The sequence below is a fragment of the Novosphingobium album (ex Liu et al. 2023) genome (assembly GCF_029076845.1).
In the GTDB taxonomy this organism is placed as follows: Bacteria; Pseudomonadota; Alphaproteobacteria; order Sphingomonadales; family Sphingomonadaceae; genus Novosphingobium.
This window is the reverse complement of record NZ_JARESE010000079.1, coordinates 1-17,942: the sequence shown is the minus strand read 5'-3', so window position 1 is coordinate 17,942 and position 17,942 is coordinate 1. Positions and strand designations below refer to the sequence as shown.

Here is a 17,942-nt window from a genome sequence, read left to right as displayed (position 1 = left end):
GCTGTGCGTCCAGATGGAAGCGAGCCGTCATACCATCGCGAGCTATCGCGACACGTTCCGCTTGTGGCCGTCGATCCCGCGACCAAGGAACATCTCTGGTCGGCCCTGACCTCGCTTGGCACAGCGCCGGTTGCCGAGCGCACGCTCACCGGCCTTGCCGTGCTCCTCCAGCCGGACCGCACCGGGTTCATCAACGCGATCCAGCTCTACCCCTTCACCAAGGGCGCGCTCTATCAGGTCTATGCCAGGCCCGGACAAGTGACCGACATTGCGCTCCAGCCCGGCGAGCGTCTGGTCGGGCCCGGGCCAGTTGCTTCGGGCGATACCGTGCGCTGGATGATCGGCGACACTGTCAGCGGCACCGGGGCCGCCGAACAGGTCCATATCCTCGTCAAGCCGACCCGGCCCGACATCGCCACCAATCTCGTGATCAACACCGATCGGCGGACCTATCACCTCGAGCTGCGCGCCAATCCTTCCGTCTACATGGCCTCGGTCTCCTGGACCTATCCGGAAGACGAACTGATCGCGCTGCGCCGGGCCCACGCCGAGGCCGAACGCGCGGCGCCGATCGCAGCCGGCATGGACCTCGCGAGCCTTGATTTCCGCTACCGGATCGAGGGCGACAAGCCGGCCTGGCGGCCGCTGCGCGCTTTCGATGACGGAACTCGCGTCTTCATCGAGTTTCCCGAAAGCGTCGCGCAAGGCGAATTGCCGCCGCTGTTCGTGCTGGGGGCCCGCGGCGAGGCCGAACTGGTCAATTATCGCGTCTCGGGTCGCTACATGATTGTCGACCGGCTCTTTGCCGCTGCCGAGCTCCACCTTGGCGGGCGCAAGGGCCAGGACAAGGTGCGGATCGTCACCGCGCGCCGGGGCCGGTCATGACCGGGGCGGTCGACACCGAAAGCCGGGAGCAGCCGCTGGTCGATCCCGAAAGCGCGGTAAAGCTGCGCGGCGATCCACCGCGCGTCATGCGCCTGTCGCGCAAGGCCATCGGCCTGGCCTCGGCTGCTGGCTGTGCGCTGGTCGGCGGCGCCCTGATCTATGCCCTCCAGCCCGAGGGGCGAAAAGGCGCCGAAGAACTCTACAACACCGATGGCGTCGCCGTGGCCGACAATCTCGCCGGGGCGCCCAAGGACTATGGCCAGGTGCCCAAGCTCGGCCCGCCGCTTCCCGGCGATCTCGGCAAGCCGATCCTCGATGCCCGGCAGCGCGGCGATGTGGCCGCACTGCCACCGGCGGGGACGGGATCGGCGACCAATCCCGCTGCAGACGCGGCCGCAGCCTCCCGGCAGCGCGCCGAGCAGGAGCGCGAAGCCGCCCGCGGCAGCCGCCTGTTCTTCGGGGGCGGAAGCGCGGGCTCTGCCGCAGGCAGTCTGGCCAGTCCGCCTGCGGGAGACGAGGCGCGGGCCGTTGCGCCCGGCGCGGCCCCTTCATCGGATGCGGCGCGCCGGCAGGCCTTCCTCGAGCGCACCAGTGACCGGCGGACGGTCTCGGGCGAACGGCTTGTGGGGCTGGCCGCCCCTGCCATCCTCCAGGCAGGCTCGGTCATCCCGGCAGCCCTGATCACCGGCATCCGTTCGGACCTGCCGGGGTTGGTGACCGCCCAAGTGACCCAGAACGTCTATGACAGTCCAACGGGGCGGATCCTGCTGATCCCGCAGGGCTCGCGGCTGATTGGCGACTATGACGCCGATGTCGCTTTCGGTCAGAACCGGGTCCTGCTCGCCTGGAACCGGCTGATCCTGCCTGATGGCCGCTCGATCGTGCTCGAGCGGCAGCCGGCTTCCGACACCCAGGGCTTTGCCGGGCTGAAGGACGGCACCGACAATCACTGGGGCGGGGTGCTCAAGGCCGCACTCGTCTCGACCCTGCTGGGCGCCGGCGCGGAGCTGGGCTCCGGCGATGATGGCAATCTTGCCCGCGCCTTCCGGCGCGGAACGCAGGACAGCATCAATCGTGCGGGCGAGCAGATCGTCAGCCGCGAACTCAACGTCCGGCCGACGCTGACCATCCGTCCGGGTTTTCTGGTGCGGGTGCTGGTCACTCGCGACCTTGTTCTGGGAGCGGGACAATGACACGGCTGAAGCTATCGGACATTGCCGATGAAAAGCCGGTACGGCTGACGATCGAGCTGCCGGCGCGGCTGCACCGCGAGCTTCTGGCCTATGCGGTGGCAGTCAATGGCGGGGCAGCAGCGGGCGCGCCAACGGTCGAGCGCCTGATCCCGCCCATGCTGGAGCGGTTCATCGCCAGCGACCGCGCCTTTGCCAAGGCGAAGCGCGGTCAGGCGGGGTAACGCTCGTTGATCATCGTGAAGAAGCGCTGCAACGCCGGGTTCTCGTTGTCCTCGCGCCAGTAGAGCGCAAAATCGATCCGCGCCGTGCCGCCATTGTCATAGATGTCCCGGAACTGCAGCTCCGGCCATGCGACACCCATCGAGGCTTCGGTGGCAATGGTGATGAACCGGCCGACCGGGACCATGCTCAGCACGCTCTCGAGGCTGGTTTCCTGGGTGATGATATTGGGGCGATAGCCCTGCCCGGTGAGGCGCGCGGCGATCATATTGCGGATCATCTGGCCAATGCCTTGGCGCGGGACGACAAAGATCTCGCGGCGAAGATCGCCCCAGTAGATCCGGCTTGCCTCGAGCAAGGGATGCTCGGGGTAGAGTGCCGCGACCAGCCGTTCCGACCATACCGGGCGCGATGCAATCCCCTGTTCTTCACTGCCGAGCGGCGCGATCGCAACGTCGATCGTCCCGGCCCGCAGATCGCTGCACAGCTTGTCTGGATCGCCCTCTACCCCGTCGAACTGCACATCGGGAAACCGGGTGAGGTAGTCGGAGAAGGCGGCCTTGAGGTGCCCGGCCATGAGCGAGGAGCAATAACCTACCGCGAAGCGGCCTTGCTCGCCGTAGCTGACGGCCCGCGCCGTGGTCTGGAGATTTTCCAGATCGGTAATGATGCGGCGCGCGGTCTCGAGAAAGACCTTTCCGGTCTCGGTCGGTTCCGCCCCGCGGGTCGTCCGCTCGAACAGTTTGATGCCAAGTCTGTCCTCGAGCTGCAGGACACTGCGGCTGAGCGTTGCCTGCTTCACATTGAGCCTGGAAGCCGCGCCCGAAAAGCTGCGAAGATCTGCTGACATCAGCGCGTATCGGAGCTGGCGTATCTCGATGGTCACGCTCGTGCAGCACTCCCTTCTACATACTCTCAGTATGAGGCCGAATTCTGCGGCACTCGCAACCAAAATCGATTGAAGAGAAGGATTTATTACAAATCAACCCCGTCTTCCGGCTCAGAAACTGAGGATGGTAAGCCTGCTCCAACGGAACTGCTTTTGCACGACAGGGTCAGATTGGGCCTCGCACCGAGCCCTAGCAGGTGCAGGCCACATTAACTTGGTTGCTAGTCTGCCCAAAAGGGCGGGGCCAGCTCAAGTCAGCCCTTTGCGCTGCTTAGCGAATGGGTTTGTACGCTGACAGGAAGATATCAACCGCCGAGCTCAGGACTGCATTCCGGTCAACGGCAGGCGTTGCCCCGTAGAGCTTGGGTTCAAACAGACCTGCCTCCAGCAATCCCTTCAACTGCAGTGCCGCAAGCCTGGCATCGGTCACCGCGATAAGTCCCTCGCTGGACCAAAGCGCCAATCGGCAAGCGACTTGGTCCCAACCGTGTTCCGGACCGCTTGCATAGAGCAGCGGACCCAAGGTTGCATGGTTGGCATCGACGAGCCCGACCCTCAGCATGGCGACGACATCATCGGATAGCACCAGGTCGAGGTAGGCCTCGCCAAACGCCAGCAGTGCTGATTTCGGGTCGCCAGCCGGTTCCGCAAGCAGACCGATCATCTTGTCGGCCTGTTCCCCCATGCTTTCCATCATGACGGCGGCGAACAGTTCCTCCTTTGACTTGAAATAGCTGTAAAGCGTCGCTTTCGAGCCGCCGAGCCGCGCTGAAATCGCCGCCATGCTGGTGCGTTCGTACCCCACTTCGCGAAACAGCGCAGCGGCTGCCTCCATGATCGCCTGGCGGCGTTCGTCCGTTTTCACACGCATGCGGCAATCCTTTTTTGAACCAGCCTGTACACTTTTCGATTGACCGATGCAAATCGTCGCGATAACCGACCGTACAGTTCAGTTAAGGTGAAATCGATGTACCCGACCACTTCGGGAGACAGGCGCGGTCTGAGGCTGCGCCTTTCCCTTTTGCTTGCCGGCGGCGCGCTTGCCCTGACCGGATGCGCCGCCATTCCCGCGCCTGAAATCGGCGCACCGCCGAGGTCGTCCGAGACCTTCGACACCGCTGCAAGCCTCCCTGGCACTGGCGCTGCCTGGCCGGGCGATGGCTGGTGGCGCAGCTATGGCGACCCGCAGTTGAACCGGCTGATCGAGGAAGCGCTTGCCAATGCACCCGACATGCGGGCTGCCGAAGCCCGTACCCGCAGAGCGCTGGCCATGGTTGCGGTCAGCCGGGCCGATCTGCTGCCCTCTGTGAGCGCGGGAGCATCGGCGCAGGCCGACAGGCAAAGCTACAACATGGGCTTTCCTGCCCCGCGCGGATGGAATGACAATGGCCGCGCTGCGCTCGACCTTTCCTGGGAACTTGATTTCTGGGGCAAGAACCGGGCTGCGTTCGCCGCCGCGACCTCGGACTCAGAGGCAGCGCGCGCCGAGCAAGCCGCTGCCAGGCTTGGCCTGTCGAGCGCCATCGCCGCACAATATGCGGCACTGGCCGCGCTCCATGCGGATCGTGATGCTGCCCTCGAGGCCGTGACGGTGCGTACCCGCACGGCGGAACTGATGCAGGGACGGCAGGAACGCGGACTGGAGAACGAAGGCGCGGTCCGCCGCGCGGTTTCAGCGCGTGCTGCCGCTCAGGCCAACCTTGCCGCTATCGATGAGTCGATCGGCCTTTCCCGCAATGCCCTGGCCGCACTGCTCGGCGCGGGGCCGGACCGCGGGCTGACGATTGCCCGGCCTTCGGCGCGGCTCGCCCCGGCGGTGGCGCTGCCCGATGCAATCCCTGCGCAGTTGATGGGCCGCCGCCCGGACATCGCCGCCGCGCGGGCAAGGGCTGAGGCGGCTTCCAGCAGAATTACCGTCGCGGAAAAGCGCTTCTATCCCAACATCAACCTTGCCGGGATCATTGGTTTGCAGTCGCTCAATCTGGCCAGCTTCGCCGAAGGGGACTCGCTGTTTGGCAGTGCTGGCGCCGCGATTTCGCTGCCGATCTTTCAAGGCGGCAGACTGAAGGCAGGATACCGTTCAGCAGAGGCGGAATATGATCTGGCCGTCAGCGCTTATGACGCGGCCGTGGCGCAGGGCTTGCGCGAAGTGGCCGATGCCGCGACCAGTCGCCGCGCGCTTGACACCCGGCTGCGCCATACGCGCGAAGCGCATGTCGCTGCTCAGGCGGCCTGGCAGATCGCCGACAACCGGTATCGCGGCGGGCTTGCTACCTATCTCGACGTGCTTTCCGCTGAAGATGCGCTGATTGCTGCACGCCGCGAGCTTGCCAGCCTCGAAACCCGCGCCCTTGCCCTCGACATTGCCCTTGTCCGCGCCCTTGGCGGCGGATTTGGCGCCTGACCCCTAAAAGGCCTTCACCATGACCAAGATCACCCATGTCGTCGAACACGACGTCTATATCACCACCGAGGAGACCACCCCGGAGGAGGACAGCGCCCGCAAGCTCAAGCGCAAGAAGCTGTTCCTGGGTCTGGCGGCGGGCGTCGCCATCGCCGGCCTCGTCTGGTTTGCATATGACGCGCTGATTGCCTCACGTCATGTGACAACCGACAACGCTTATGTCGGCGCCAATGTCGCGCAGGTGACGCCGCTGGTCGCCGGGCCGGTGGCGGAAGTGCTGGTTGACGATGCCCAAATGGTCAAGCGCGGAGACGTGCTGGTGCGGCTCGACGATACCGATGCCCGGCTTGCGCTTGCCCAGGCCGAGGCAGCGCTGTCATCGGCCCAGCGCCGGGTGCGCGGCGTGATCGCGACCGACAGCGGCCTTGCCTCACAAGTCACTGCCCGCGCGGCCGACCGGGCAGAGGCCGCCGCGCGCCTTGCTGGCGCACGCGGCGATGTGGACAAGGCGCGGATCGACCTGGAACGCCGTCAGGCGCTGGCCGCATCCGGATCCGTGTCGGGCGAGGAACTGACCGTTGCCCGCAACGCCCTTAACACCGCCAACGCGAATCTGCGCGCGGCACAAGCTGCGCAGGCACTCACCGCCGCCAATCAGGCGACCGCCGCAAGCACGCTTCAGGCGAACACCGCGCTGATCGCCAATACGACGCCCGATACCCATCCCGATGTTCTCGCCGCCCGCGCGGCGCGCGATCAGGCGAGGGTCAATCTGGAGCGCACGGTAATCCGCGCGCCCGTTGATGGTGTTGTGTCCCGCCGCCAGGTCCAGGTCGGTCAGCGGGTGCAGCCGGGCGCGATGCTGATGCTCGTGGTGCCGATCCGCGACGTTTACGTCGATGCCAACTTCAAGGAAGTGCAGCTGACCAAGGTCCAGCCTGGTCAACCCGTCACGCTCCATTCCGATCTTTACGGCAAGGATGTGGAGTACAAGGGAACCGTGGTGGGCTTCACCGGCGGGACTGGCGCAGCCTTCTCGGTCGTCCCGGCGCAGAATGCCACCGGCAACTGGATCAAGGTGGTTCAGCGCCTGCCCGTGCGCATCAGGCTCGATCCCGCCCAGGTCGCAGCGCACCCGCTGCGCGTAGGCCTGTCGATGAACGTCGATATCGACGTTTCCGAATAAGGAGCGCAGATATGGCCGCCGCCGCCGTAGCACCGGGCAGTCTGTCCGGCGCGCAGCCCGGGACTGCGTCGGGACATGGCGATCGCCATCCACCCCTGACCGGAATCAAGCTGCTGATCGCCGCCATCGCCATCGGCTTTGGCAACTTCCTGGTCGTGCTCGACACGACGATCGCCAATGTCTCGGTGCCCAACATCGCGGGGTCGCTCGGCGTATCCGCCAGCCAGGGCACCTGGGTCATCACCTCTTACGCGGTGGCGGAGGCGATTACCGTGCCGTTGACCGGCTGGCTGACACGGCGTTTCGGGGCCCAGAAGGTCTTCATCGCCTGTTATCTGGCGTTCGGCATACTCTCGCTGCTGTGCGGTCTGGCCATGTCGATGGGCATGCTGATTGCCGGGCGCGTGCTGCTGGGCCTTGCCGGCGGCCCACTGATGCCGCTCTCGCAGATGCTTCTGCTGCGCATCTTCCCGCCTGAAAAAGCCACACTGGCCAGCGTGATCTGGGCCATGACCACGGTGATCGCGCCGGTGGCCGGGCCGATCCTGGGCGGAATTATCAGCGACGGGGCGGGCTGGCCCTGGATTTTCTATATCAAGGTGCCGATTGCTTTTGCCTGCGGGCTTACCGCATGGTGGCTGCTGCGCGGACAGCCTGATCCCAAGGCGCACGCCTCGATCGACGTGGTCGGGCTTGGCTTGCTGATCGTGTGGGTTGGCGCATTCCAGATCATGATCGATGAGGGCCGCAACAAGGACTGGTTCGCCTCGACCGAAATCGTGGTGCTGGGGATCGTTTCCCTTGTCGGTTTCCTGGCGTTCCTGTTCTGGGAACTGACCGAGAAGAACCCGATCGTGAACTTGCGGATCTTCCGCCATCGCGGGTTCACGGCGGCGGCGATCACCTACAGCGCGGGCTTTGGCGCATTTTTCGCCTCGCTTGTGATCTTCCCGCTCTGGCTGCAACAGAACATGGGCTACACCGCGACGTGGGCGGGCTATGCCACCGGGATCATGGGCGTCCTGTCCATCGGCTGCGCCCCTCTGGTGGGCAAGGCCGTGGAAAAAATCGACGCGCGGATGATCATCTTCACCGGACTGGCGGGGCTCGGCCTGCTGAACGCATGGCGCACCCTGTTTACGGGCGACGCGACGTTCTGGCAGATTGCCGGGCCGACGTTCCTGTCCGGCGCGTTCATGGTGATGTTCTTCGTGCCGGTCACTGGCTTGGCGATGGCCAGCGTCGATCCCGATGAAGCCGCCGATGCGGCGGGGCTTTCCAACTTCATGCGAACCCTGGCCGGCGCCTTTGCCACCGCGCTGGTACAGACCGGATGGAGCAATGCCGGGCGCGAAAAGCAGACCGCACTGGCGGACAGCATGACGGGCGGTCAGCAGGTACTGGACGGCATGATCGCCAATGGCACCCCGCCTGACGTAGCGGTATCGAGCCTCAGCTTCCTGGTCGAACGCGAAAGCGTGATGCTGGCGACGCTCGAGATGTTCGGGGTCGTCGCCATAGTCTTTGCATTTTCGGCGATGCTCATCTGGCTCGCTCCCAAACCGAAGGGGCCGATCGACACAAGCGGCGGACATTGAGGTTATGCGCAGCGTCCCGCCGGGTCGGGGTTACAATCTCTTTTCGTAGACTATGGCTCAAGACGCAGGGATGCGCTGCTGATTGGCGGTCATCCCGAGGTGGAATTCGGACTGGTGTTCGAGGCCGAAGTGGCCGGCGGAAGTGAATACTTCGATTGTCGCTGAGTGCTATTCTGGCCGCGAGAGCGTCAGCGCCGTTGTGTATCGGCGGGGGCTCTTGCCTGGATAGAACATTTCCTGCGAGTCAGGCGGCCTCGACCCCATGGGCTTCAAAAGCCACCCCTAGGCGCTTGCGTACTGCGCCAAAAATGGCCGCAAGATTGTCCATGCTCGGATTGCCCTTTTCCGAGAGCATCCGGTGCAGGCTCTTGCTGGGCCGATTGGTTTCAGCGGCAAGTCCCTCGAATCCGACCGAGGCGTTGACCAGATCGCGCAGGATGAGGCGTGCGACATGCGGTTCGCCGTTAAGGAAGGCGGTTGCGGCTTCGTCGAGCATGGCCTTGGCGAAGGCGGGGTCGCGCGCGGCGCGTTCCTTCACCGTTTCCTTGAAATCGCGTGTCAGCGCCACCGTGCCTAACTCCTTGTCTTCTTTGCCCTGGCCTTCCGGCCTTTGTACTCGTCGAGCAATACGCCTGCCTGCCTGATATCGGACTGTTGCCGTTTCTTGGTCCCGCCCACGAAGAGAATGATCAGCTGATCTCCATCCTGAGCCAGATAGAGCCGGTATCCTGGCCCCCAGTCGATCCGGTACTCGCCAAGCCCGCCGCCGATCCACTTGACGTTCGACAGGTTGCCCAGTTCCATCCGGACGATAGCAGTCGCTACCTTGGCCGCAGCCTGGACATCGAGTTCGTCGAACCAGTTCCGGAACGGGCAACTGCCATCCTCGCAGACATACTCCTCAACAATCACAAGGCACCGCCATGGGTAACATATTCGTTACCCTGCGTCGAGAGTTCAGTTTCATGATCAGGCGGGGAGGCTGGGGCGCCGCAAGCTGGCAGCCCCTTCATTGAGGAGGCGGGCGATTTCGTCCGAGGTCCGCCGGACGGCGAGTTTCAGCGCCTCGTCGATGTGGATGTAGTCCTGCGTCACATTCTGGGATGCGTGGCCCAGCATGGCGCGGATGGTCAGTTCGGTGAACCCGAGTTCGCCAGCAATACTGGCAAAGGTGTGACGCAATGTATGAAGCGTCGCCCCTTCGATCCCGGCCAACCGGCAGACCCGAATGAAGCAAGCGCTGGACGCCTGATAAGGGCCGGTGCCGGTCAATGACGGGAAGACGTGAGGATTACCTGCAATCTCGGCCTGTGCGAGCACGACCCGGAGCGCCTCTGGTCCTATTGCGCGAACCTGGGCGTCGGTCTTGGTGTCGGGGAAGGCAACGAACCCGCCCTCGGCGTGGACCCAGGTACGCTTCATTGCCTGCCCTTCCTCTCGCCGGAAACCTGTCAGCGCAAGAAGCCGGACAACAGCGAGGGCGGTGGTGTTCTCCCCATTGCGCTCGGCATAGGCCATGGCCTTGCCCAGAGCGGCGATTTCTGCGGAACTGAGTCGCCGGGTCTTCTTGTTGGTAGCGAGCTTCTTGGCGCCGCGAGTGGGATGCTCGGTCAGCAAGCCTTTGTGCTTGGCATGGCCCAGGATCGCCTGCAGCGTACCAAGGCAGCGCGCTGCAACACCCGGGCCGCCGGCGGCCTTGCCGCCGCGTCCGCCGCCACGCGCCTTGGCCGTTTTGCCATCCCGCACATCGGACTGCATTTGCTCGACTTCGGCAATGGTCAGGTGCTTGGCGTGCCGCTTGCCCAGCAGGGGCTTGATGTGCGTGTTGATCCGGCTCTCGTCCATCTTGAGCGAGGATTCCTTGATCGGACGGTTCTTGCGTCCGAGGATATTTCCGGCCCGGGCCTCGGTCAGATACCAGTCGCACATCTGGCCAACCGTCATGCCCTTGCGAGCCTCGTGGACGGCGACTGCCGGATCCTCGCCCGACGCCACTTCACCAAGCTTGATCTTGGCGAGGTCACGAGCCCGTTCAACGGTAATGACGCCATATCGCCCGAGGTTGATCCGCCGCTTGATGCCTTCGGCATTGCGGTACTGGACGATAAAGGTCTTGAGACCAGATGGCAGAGCACGGACGCCGAAGCCACGGATCTCGCTGTCCCAGAGCACTGCCTGCGCCTGTCCGTCCGTGCTGAAGGCATCCACCGAGCGCTTGTTGATCTTGGCGGTTGGCATTGCTGCAACTCCATTTGGAGACAAAGCTCAAAACGAGGCTCTCTGTCTCCATATTGTCTCCAGATTTTGCCGTTTCGTGGCGAAATGGAGCGTATGGCGGCGCAACGTGAACTGCAACAACTATTGGATTTATCGTGTTATTTCGTAGAATCGGCTACGATAGCGAAGGTGCTTGAATCGTTTTGCCAAGGTTGGGGTCGAGGGTTCGAATCCCTTCGCCCGCTCCAGTTTTCCAGCATAAATCAAAGGCTTAAGACGACCTTCGGGTCGCCGTCTTTGTTGGCATTGGGTCAGTATCCCACCGGTATACCACCGCATCGCAGTAAATATTTTTTGGGGAAAGTCTTCCCCTGAGCCCGAGCCGCTGCTCTGTCTCGACCTACCCCTTCGAGCGGGGATACCCCCAGGCTGTGCTAAAACCCACGGATCAGGCAAGCCTGTCCGGCGATCCTGAAGCCGTTTCACGGACAAATGGCGTTGGCCGGGAGCGACCAACGCCCGAAATTAGCCGGCCGTCCGTTGAAAACCGGGGTACAGCCGGGAAGCGGAGTGGCGGATCTAAAGCGCCGGCTTTGGAATGGCCGCCGTTTCTGGAGTCGGCTTCCTGCCGTGCATGAACGCCTGAACCATGAACCATGCGAACGCGAAAACGCCGAGAGCGAACACGACATCGCCGGGCACCCTTGCCCAAACCAGCGCCTGCATGATCGGGCTATGGATGAACTCCGCTGAGCGCGCATAGGCATAGCCGTGCTCGATGCTGGCGTAGGTCTGCAGGATGCCCTGCGGGAGCAGCGACAGGAAAGTCATCATGCCAAGGCCGATATTGAGCGACCAGAAGGAGATCCTGATCCATTTTTGGTTCCACCGCGTGACGTCGGTCAGTCCACGCATGCAATAGAGCGTCAGCCCCAGGCCGAGCATGCCATAGACGCCGAACAGCGCGGCGTGGCCATGGTTCGCCGTCGTGTTCAGCCCCTGCATGTAATAGAGCGCGATCGGCGGATTGATGAGGAAGCCGAACAGCCCGGCGCCGACCAGATTCCAGAACAGGACGGCGGCGAAGAACATGAACGGCCAGTGATAGATCCGTTCCCACTCGGCCTCATGCTCGACCTTGTGCCGCGTATAGGCTTCGAAGCCGACAACCAGCAGCGGCACCACTTCGAGCGCCGAGATCATCGCGCCGACCGCAATCACCGACGTTGGCGTGCCACTGAAATACAGGTGATGGAAGGTCCCGAGCACCCCGCCGAACAGGAAGATGATCGTCGCGAACAACACCATCACGGTGGCGGTGGAGGTTCGCAGGATGCCCATCTGGACGAACAGCAGCGAGATGATGGCCGTGGCGAAGACTTCGAAAATACCCTCGACCCACAAATGCACCACCCACCAGCGCCAATATTCCATGATGGCGATGTTCGTATGCTGGCCCCACATCAGCCCCGCGCCGTAGAGCAGCCCGATGGCGAGCGCTGACACCAGCACGAGATAGATGAGGGACTTTCCGCCTTCCCGTCGCAGCACGGGCCAGAGCGCGCGCACCACCAGCGCCACCCAGAGGAACAGGCCAATCAGGAGGTAGATCTGCCAGAAGCGGCCGAGATCGACATATTCATAGCCCTGATGACCGAACCAGAAATTCGCCGTCAGACTGGTGAAGAAGCGGTGGACGGCCGCCCATTGCCCGGCAAAGGAGCCGATGACGATGACCAGAAGGCTGACGAACAGAAAGTTGACGCCGAGCCGCTGGAACTTGGGGTCGCGTCCCCCGAGCATCGGCGCGACATAGAGCCCGGTCGCCAGCCATGCCGTGGCGATCCACAGCACCGCGAGTTGCGTGTGCCATGTGCGGGTGATCGTGTAGGGAAGATATTCTGCAAAAGGCAGGCCATAGAGCCCTTGTCCCTCGACCGCATAATGAGCGGTGACAATGCCCAGCAGCACCTGCCCCACGAACAACGCGCAGACGACCCAGAAATATTTCGCGGTAGCCCGCATCGACGGTGTGATGACGGCCTGTCCCAGAAGATCAGAGGTCGCCATGCCGCCCTCGGGCAGGATGTCGCCGCGCCAGACGTCGAACTGCTTGGCGTAATAGGCGATGAGTGCGCCTGCCGCCGCAAGCAGCAGGATGACCGACGCAAGGCTCCACAACAATGTACCGGTGGTTGGGCTATTGCCCACCAGGGGTTCGTGCGGCCAGTTGCTGGTATAAGTGATGTTCTGGCCCGGACGATCGGTGGTCGCCCCCCAGGCCGTCCAGAAATAGAAGGCGGTAAGCTGCCGGGCTTCCGCGGCCGACAGCTCGCCATAGACCGGGAAGGCATAGTCGCGGCGGAGCTTTAGCGAGGCAGGATCGCCGCCATCGTACAGGCTTACGAAATGCTGCTGTACCTGCCGGATCGCGCGCGCGCGGGTGTCGCTGACCGTGATGACGCCGGATGCAGGGTCGTAGGTGTTCCTACGCATCTCCTCCTGCAGCCCGGCCCTTCGCATAGCCTCCGCCTGCGTCGCGGACACGCCTGGGAGAGGTTGCGAGGCCGACAGGGCGAGCAATGCCTCCGCCTCGCGGTGCAGCCAGTCGGCGCTCCAGTCGGGCGCCAGATAGCTGCCATGGCCCCAGATCGAGCCCTGTTCCATGCCGCCGATCGACTGCCAGATATTCTGGCCGGTCTCGATGTCCGCGCGCGTGAACAATGTCTCGCCGCTTTGGGATTTCACCGCTTCGGGAATGGGCGGCGCCTGCTGGTAGATCTGCTGGCCCAGCAACAGTAGGATTCCGAACATGACCACCATGCCGACCGACAGGATGATCCACAGCCTTTTGATGCTGAATGTCGTTTGATAGCTCTTCATGCCCCAAACCCCCTCCGTTCAGAATAGTCCGTGACTACCGCCTACCGCGCCCAAAATTGTTATGATGCTGACGGCAAGTAATAACTGATGCAGCCGGATCATTCGAGCGAAATCCGCCTCTGGTGACTGTGTATTGGCGAGGCGGCGATGGAGATGCAGCGGCTCGATGACGAGCAACATCAGCGCAAACACGGTCCAGAGTGCGACCATCAGGTGCATCCACCAGAACCGGCCGTCGAGGAAGCGGCTCCACAGATCGGCGCGCGCCACCAGCCACAGGCCACTTGCGCCGGCAAGCAGAACCCACAGGCGTGCCTGCCAGGCAAAGCGCGCCTCCATCTGCTGAAAACGGCGCAAGCGATCCTGCGGCAGTTCCGTTGCCTTAAGCGTCGGCATCAGCACCCAGGTGACGAAACCGACGCCGCCTATCCAGAACAGGACCGCGACGACATGCACCGTGCGAGCAAGGGCGAAGTCATCCACGGTCCGCGTCTTCGACAAGCTCTGGGCGTTCCCGGTAGAACTCGACCTGCATCGTCATGGGGCCGAGCGGAACGACATGATGGGTTGCTTGCGGCGGGATGATCGCGGGCCTGTCGGGCGTCACGAGCTGCTCGCTCGGCGGATCGACGAAAACGAGCCGCACTTCGCCCTCCAGCATCCGCAGGAGGCCCCAGGTGCCTGCTTTGGTGCGATGATCGTTGCGCAGCGCGTCGGGTAGGCTTTGCTCATCGAAGATCGGCGATGCGCCGTAGGGGACCGGTGTCACGACGCGGCCCTCGCGGAAATGGCGGCCAGGCCGCCGCGGTCGATCTTGATGCCGGTCAGCAAGCTCTCGCCAATGCGCAGTGCCGCTTCGCGAAACCGATCCGCGACCGCAGCGTTCGGCGCGATCCGAGCAAGCGTCTGGTCCCAGAGCGACTGCCAGCGCGCGAAATGCGCCTCATCAAGCTCGCCGATCGCGATATGCTTGCGCATCGGATTGCCGCTGAACCGACCGGATTCGAGCATGATCGAGGCCCAGAAATCCTTCATCCGCGTCAGATGATGCGGCCAGTCGCCGATGCGCTCCGCAAAGATCGGGCCGAGCGTGTCGTCCTGGCGGACGGTGTCGTAGAAACTCTCCACAAGCTGCGAAATAAACGCATCATCGATCCCGCAGGCGAGCGCATCCGCCATCTTGCGTGCCCGCGCTTGCTCGGCATGGTTCGACGTCATTGCCTGCCTCGACTCGATTAAGATGTGTGCATGGTTTACGCGCCTTGGCGGATAAAACCAATATATGATATGCATCTTTTATGAGATTGTCCGTCCAGACCGACTATGCCCTTCGCACATTGATGTTCCTGGCCGTGAAGGACGGCCATCATTCGATCGCCGAGATCGCACACGCTTATGGCATCTCGAAGAACCATCTGATGAAAGTGGCGCAGCGACTGGCCGCGGAGGGATTTGTCGAGGGTGTGCGGGGCCGGAGCGGGGGCCTCAAGCTGGCGCGGCCCGCCAATGCCCTGAACGTCGGTTCGATCATGCGCATCATGGAAGACACCGGGACATTCGTCGAATGCTTCGACGCGGCGACCAACAGCTGCGTCGTGACGCCCGCATGCGGCTTGCGCCATGCCTTGGCAGGCGCGCTGGAAGCTTTCGCGCGACACCTCGATCAGTTCACCATCGCCGATCTCGTACCGGATTCCAAAAGCTACGGGTGGCAGCTCGACGCGCAAGCGGCCACTGCTTCGACGTAACGGAGAACCCGGCGATTCTGACCTCATCCTTCTCGGAAGCCCGCAACATCTGTAATGAGTTATTACGCCGCCTAGCGCAGATGTTCAAAGCCAAGAACAAGCTTTTACTAATGAACCTGTCAGTGTAGAATCCAATTATCTTCCCATCTTCCGCGCCGGGGTGTGCATGAGTTTTATTGAGGGACTCGCGCGAGATCAGGTCAACCTGCTTCCTCCTTGTGTTGATGACTATGTTTCCCCGGACGCATTGGTCCGAGTCGTCGATGCTTTTGTTACCAGCTTGAACTTGGCTGAGCTTGGCTTCGGTCGCGCTATCGCTGCGGTCACCGGCCGCCCTGGATACCATCCAGGCGATATGCTCCGGCTGTACATCTGGGGCTACCTCAACCAGGTACGGTCCTCACGCCAATTGGAACGAGCGTGTGTCCGCGACCTCGAAGCGCTTTGGCTAATGCGCCGGCTCGCCCCGGATTACCGAACGATCGCCTCCTTTCGTCATGACAATCCGGAAGCCATTGTCAGCGCCAGCGCTGCATTCATCCAGTTCTGCCGCGAAACCGGCTTGATCAGCGGTCGATTGGTCGCGCTGGACGGGACGAAGATGCGCGCGGTCGCGAGCCCAAAGAACATCGCTGGCGCCGACCGGCTGGCCCGTGACGTTGCGCACACCGAAAAGGAGATCGCCTACTACCTTGAACGGCTCGACATCATAGATGAGGCAGTGGCCCAGGGGTTCGACGATCAGCCCAAACATCGGGAGGCGTTCACCACTGCGATGGAGACCCTCGGGCGCCGCAAAGACAGGCTCGTGCGCCGGCAGGACATCCTGAAGGATCGCGACGAGACGGCTTTGGTCTTTGGCGAGTCCGACGCGCGGCCGATGGGCTATGGACGTTCTCCCAAGACACCCTGCTACAACATGCAAAGCGTGGTCGATGTAGATAGCGGCCTGATCATACATCACGACGTGACCAACGAGGCAAACGACAGCCAGCTCCTGCATCCAATGTCGATGGCGACGATGGAGGTGCTTGAGGTTGACGAGCTCAAAGTCCTGGCCGACGGCGGTTACTCCAACGCCCAGGCGGTCGCGCAATGCGAGCGCGACCATATTGAGGTCGCGGCGCCGATCAAACGCGGCGCCATGAGCACCGACTTTTTCCGGCCAGCGCAGTTCGTGTATGATGAGGAGACCGACACAATCCGGTGCCCCGCCGGCAAGACGTTGAGACCATCCGGCAAACATACCCGCAACCGTGCGATCCGATATAGAACGCCCGCATGCAAAGACTGTCGGCTGAAGAGCCGATGCACGTCCGGCGCCCAACGGACCATCCATCGGTTGTTCGATCAGGCGGCGCTGGATCGTATGGAGGCCAGAATCTACGCGGATCCGAGCTTGATGGTGACCCGCCGATGTACTGTAGAGCACCCCTTCGGCACGATTAAACGGATGTCCGGCGGCGGAAGGTTCCTCACGCGAGGTCTCAGAGCGGTAAAGGCCGAAGCGGCTCTCTCGATTGTCGCCTTCAACATCCTCCATGCAGTAAATGCCTTCGGTGCCGAGCGACTGACGCCAGCGGGGTGAGACGCGCGTCGCGGTGCTGGCGGCGGCGGATTAGACGAATGAGTTTTTGCACAGCCTGCCCCGCAACGCCCCTTTGATTCGGAGCGGAGCTGGTGACGCGCTCTATCCCGCACATCCTGTCGGACCTGCTCCTGAGGGCGCGGCAACTTCACCATCGGGCCCCGCGCGCACTCTGACCCGGCGGTAAAGATCGCAAGGGCAGCCTGCGAAAGACGACATGCCCCGCCTTTCGGCCTGCCAGGCACCTGGCAAGCCATTTGCCGCCTCTGTCAGGGTGCGTCTTATCTATCAGGGTCATCTCGCTGACCGCTCGCGCGACCGGCGGAAACGGTGTTGGAGAGTGAGAGCCTGGCGGCTCCGTCCGTGACGGTGCCGAAGCCAGAGGGAGTGGCCCCTTGGCCGGCCCGTCCGAGGAGACAGGCCATGGCATCTTTCCGCGCACGCCGCGCTTCCGCAATCGAGCGGACCGACCTCTATCAGGGCATCACTGACCGTATCATCATCCAGCTCGAACAGGGGCGCGTACCCTGGGTCCAGCCGTGGGATTCGGCAGCCGCCGCCCTCGACCTGCCGGTCAATGCCAGCACCCGCGCGCGCTACAGCGGGATCAACATCCTGATCCTGTGGAGCGCGATGATCGAACGCGGCTTCACCACCAACCGCTTCCTCACCTTCCGGCAGGCACTCGAACTGGGCGGCAATGTCCGCAAGGGCGAGCGGGGCATGACCGTGGTCTATGCCCATCGCTACACCCCGCAGCAGGAGCGCGAACGGGCCCGCGAGGAAGACCGGGCTCCCGGCACGATCCCGTTTCTGAAGCGCTACACGGTCTTTTCGACCGACCAGTGCGAAGGCCTGCCCGAGGACTTGAGCGCGCCAGTCGCGCCGGTCGACCGCTCGCTGATCCTGCCAGAGGCTGACGCCCTGATCCGCGCCACCGGCGCCGATATTCGCATCGTGGGCGGTGAGGCCTTCTACGTGCCTTCGCGCGACTACATCCAGATTCCGCGCCCCGAGGCCTTCCCCGAGCCGATCAACTGGCACCGCACGGCCTTTCATGAACTGGGGCATAATGCCGCAACCCGGATTATGCCGCATGGCGTCGTGGGGTCTTGAATTTCTGCGATTTGGT

The 17,942-nt window shown here is 63.2% G+C and carries 18 protein-coding genes; 9 read left to right on the top strand and 9 right to left on the bottom strand.

Annotated elements, in window-relative coordinates:
* Positions 1–3: 3 nt before the first annotated feature.
* From trbG to PYV00_RS21790, 3 genes are read left to right on the top strand one after another with little or no spacing between them, the layout of a single operon-like run.
* Positions 4–885, top strand: coding sequence for a P-type conjugative transfer protein TrbG (gene trbG / locus PYV00_RS21800; RefSeq protein WP_275230445.1), 882 nt, complete (start codon positions 4–6; stop codon positions 883–885).
* Positions 882–2,078, top strand: a complete 1,197-nt coding sequence (locus tag PYV00_RS21795) for a TrbI/VirB10 family protein (protein WP_275230444.1) — start codon at positions 882–884, stop codon at positions 2,076–2,078. The genes trbG and PYV00_RS21795 overlap by 4 nt, the downstream gene beginning before the upstream one ends.
* Positions 2,075–2,299, top strand: a complete 225-nt coding sequence (locus tag PYV00_RS21790; protein ID WP_275230443.1) for a DUF2274 domain-containing protein — start codon at positions 2,075–2,077, stop codon at positions 2,297–2,299. Before PYV00_RS21795 ends, PYV00_RS21790 begins: the two co-directional genes overlap by 4 nt.
* Here the strand turns inward: PYV00_RS21790 and PYV00_RS21785 are convergent.
* Positions 2,287–3,249, bottom strand: coding sequence for a LysR family transcriptional regulator (locus tag PYV00_RS21785; RefSeq protein ID WP_275230442.1), 963 nt, complete (start codon positions 3,247–3,249; stop codon positions 2,287–2,289). The genes PYV00_RS21790 and PYV00_RS21785 overlap by 13 nt on opposite strands.
* A 208-nt stretch (positions 3,250–3,457) precedes the next feature.
* Positions 3,458–4,057: a TetR/AcrR family transcriptional regulator gene (locus PYV00_RS21780; protein ID WP_275230441.1), complete on the bottom strand. Its 600-nt coding sequence runs from the start codon at positions 4,055–4,057 to the stop codon at positions 3,458–3,460.
* A 39-nt stretch (positions 4,058–4,096) separates the two neighbouring features.
* Here PYV00_RS21780 and PYV00_RS21775 point away from each other — a divergent pair, with 39 nt between their 5' ends.
* Genes PYV00_RS21775 through PYV00_RS21765 form a run of 3 tightly spaced genes read left to right on the top strand, consistent with a single transcriptional unit; the run spans position 4,097 to position 8,374 of the window.
* Entirely contained in the window at positions 4,097–5,590 is a 1,494-nt protein-coding gene (locus tag PYV00_RS21775) for an efflux transporter outer membrane subunit (RefSeq protein ID WP_275230440.1), read from the top strand.
* Positions 5,591–5,609: 19 nt separating this feature from the next.
* Positions 5,610–6,776 (top strand): HlyD family efflux transporter periplasmic adaptor subunit, encoded by a 1,167-nt coding sequence (locus tag PYV00_RS21770; protein WP_275230439.1) that lies wholly within the window; start codon positions 5,610–5,612, stop codon positions 6,774–6,776.
* Positions 6,777–6,787: 11 nt separating this feature from the next.
* Positions 6,788–8,374, top strand: a complete 1,587-nt coding sequence (locus PYV00_RS21765) for a DHA2 family efflux MFS transporter permease subunit (RefSeq protein WP_275230438.1) — start codon at positions 6,788–6,790, stop codon at positions 8,372–8,374.
* Between the two features lie 244 nt (positions 8,375–8,618).
* On the opposite strand, the gene PYV00_RS21760 is transcribed toward PYV00_RS21765, so the two are convergent.
* The 7 genes from PYV00_RS21760 to PYV00_RS21730 all read right to left on the bottom strand — a co-directional run bounded on the left by PYV00_RS21760 (position 8,619) and on the right by PYV00_RS21730 (position 14,692).
* Positions 8,619–8,942, bottom strand: a complete 324-nt coding sequence (locus PYV00_RS21760; protein WP_275230437.1) for a DNA-binding protein — start codon at positions 8,940–8,942, stop codon at positions 8,619–8,621.
* Positions 8,943–8,947: 5 nt separating this feature from the next.
* A complete protein-coding gene (locus PYV00_RS21755; RefSeq protein ID WP_275230436.1) occupies positions 8,948–9,286 on the bottom strand; it encodes a type II toxin-antitoxin system RelE/ParE family toxin in 339 nt (112 codons plus the stop codon).
* 57 nt (positions 9,287–9,343) lie between these two features.
* The gene (locus PYV00_RS21750) at positions 9,344–10,612 is read right to left on the bottom strand and encodes a tyrosine-type recombinase/integrase (protein WP_275230435.1); all 1,269 of its coding nucleotides are present in this window, start codon (positions 10,610–10,612) and stop codon (positions 9,344–9,346) included.
* Positions 10,613–11,170: 558 nt separating this feature from the next.
* Positions 11,171–13,474: a nitric-oxide reductase large subunit gene (locus PYV00_RS21745; protein ID WP_012115020.1), complete on the bottom strand. Its 2,304-nt coding sequence runs from the start codon at positions 13,472–13,474 to the stop codon at positions 11,171–11,173.
* An 18-nt stretch (positions 13,475–13,492) separates the two neighbouring features.
* Positions 13,493–13,957 (bottom strand): membrane protein, encoded by a 465-nt coding sequence (locus PYV00_RS21740; protein WP_041575668.1) that lies wholly within the window; start codon positions 13,955–13,957, stop codon positions 13,493–13,495.
* Entirely contained in the window at positions 13,950–14,243 is a 294-nt protein-coding gene (locus PYV00_RS21735) for a DUF1971 domain-containing protein (RefSeq protein ID WP_012115018.1), read from the bottom strand. Before PYV00_RS21735 ends, PYV00_RS21740 begins: the two co-directional genes overlap by 8 nt.
* Positions 14,240–14,692: a group III truncated hemoglobin gene (locus PYV00_RS21730; RefSeq protein ID WP_012115017.1), complete on the bottom strand. Its 453-nt coding sequence runs from the start codon at positions 14,690–14,692 to the stop codon at positions 14,240–14,242. Before PYV00_RS21730 ends, PYV00_RS21735 begins: the two co-directional genes overlap by 4 nt.
* An 80-nt stretch (positions 14,693–14,772) precedes the next feature.
* On the opposite strand from PYV00_RS21730, the gene PYV00_RS21725 reads away from it, so the two are divergent.
* The 3 genes from PYV00_RS21725 to PYV00_RS21715 all read left to right on the top strand — a co-directional run bounded on the left by PYV00_RS21725 (position 14,773) and on the right by PYV00_RS21715 (position 17,926).
* Entirely contained in the window at positions 14,773–15,222 is a 450-nt protein-coding gene (locus tag PYV00_RS21725) for an RrF2 family transcriptional regulator (RefSeq protein WP_012115016.1), read from the top strand.
* A 166-nt stretch (positions 15,223–15,388) separates the two neighbouring features.
* Positions 15,389–16,810: an IS1182 family transposase gene (locus PYV00_RS21720; RefSeq protein WP_184005790.1), complete on the top strand. Its 1,422-nt coding sequence runs from the start codon at positions 15,389–15,391 to the stop codon at positions 16,808–16,810.
* Between the two features lie 423 nt (positions 16,811–17,233).
* Positions 17,234–17,926 (top strand): ArdC family protein, encoded by a 693-nt coding sequence (locus PYV00_RS21715; RefSeq protein WP_275230434.1) that lies wholly within the window; start codon positions 17,234–17,236, stop codon positions 17,924–17,926.
* Positions 17,927–17,942 lie beyond the last annotated feature (16 nt).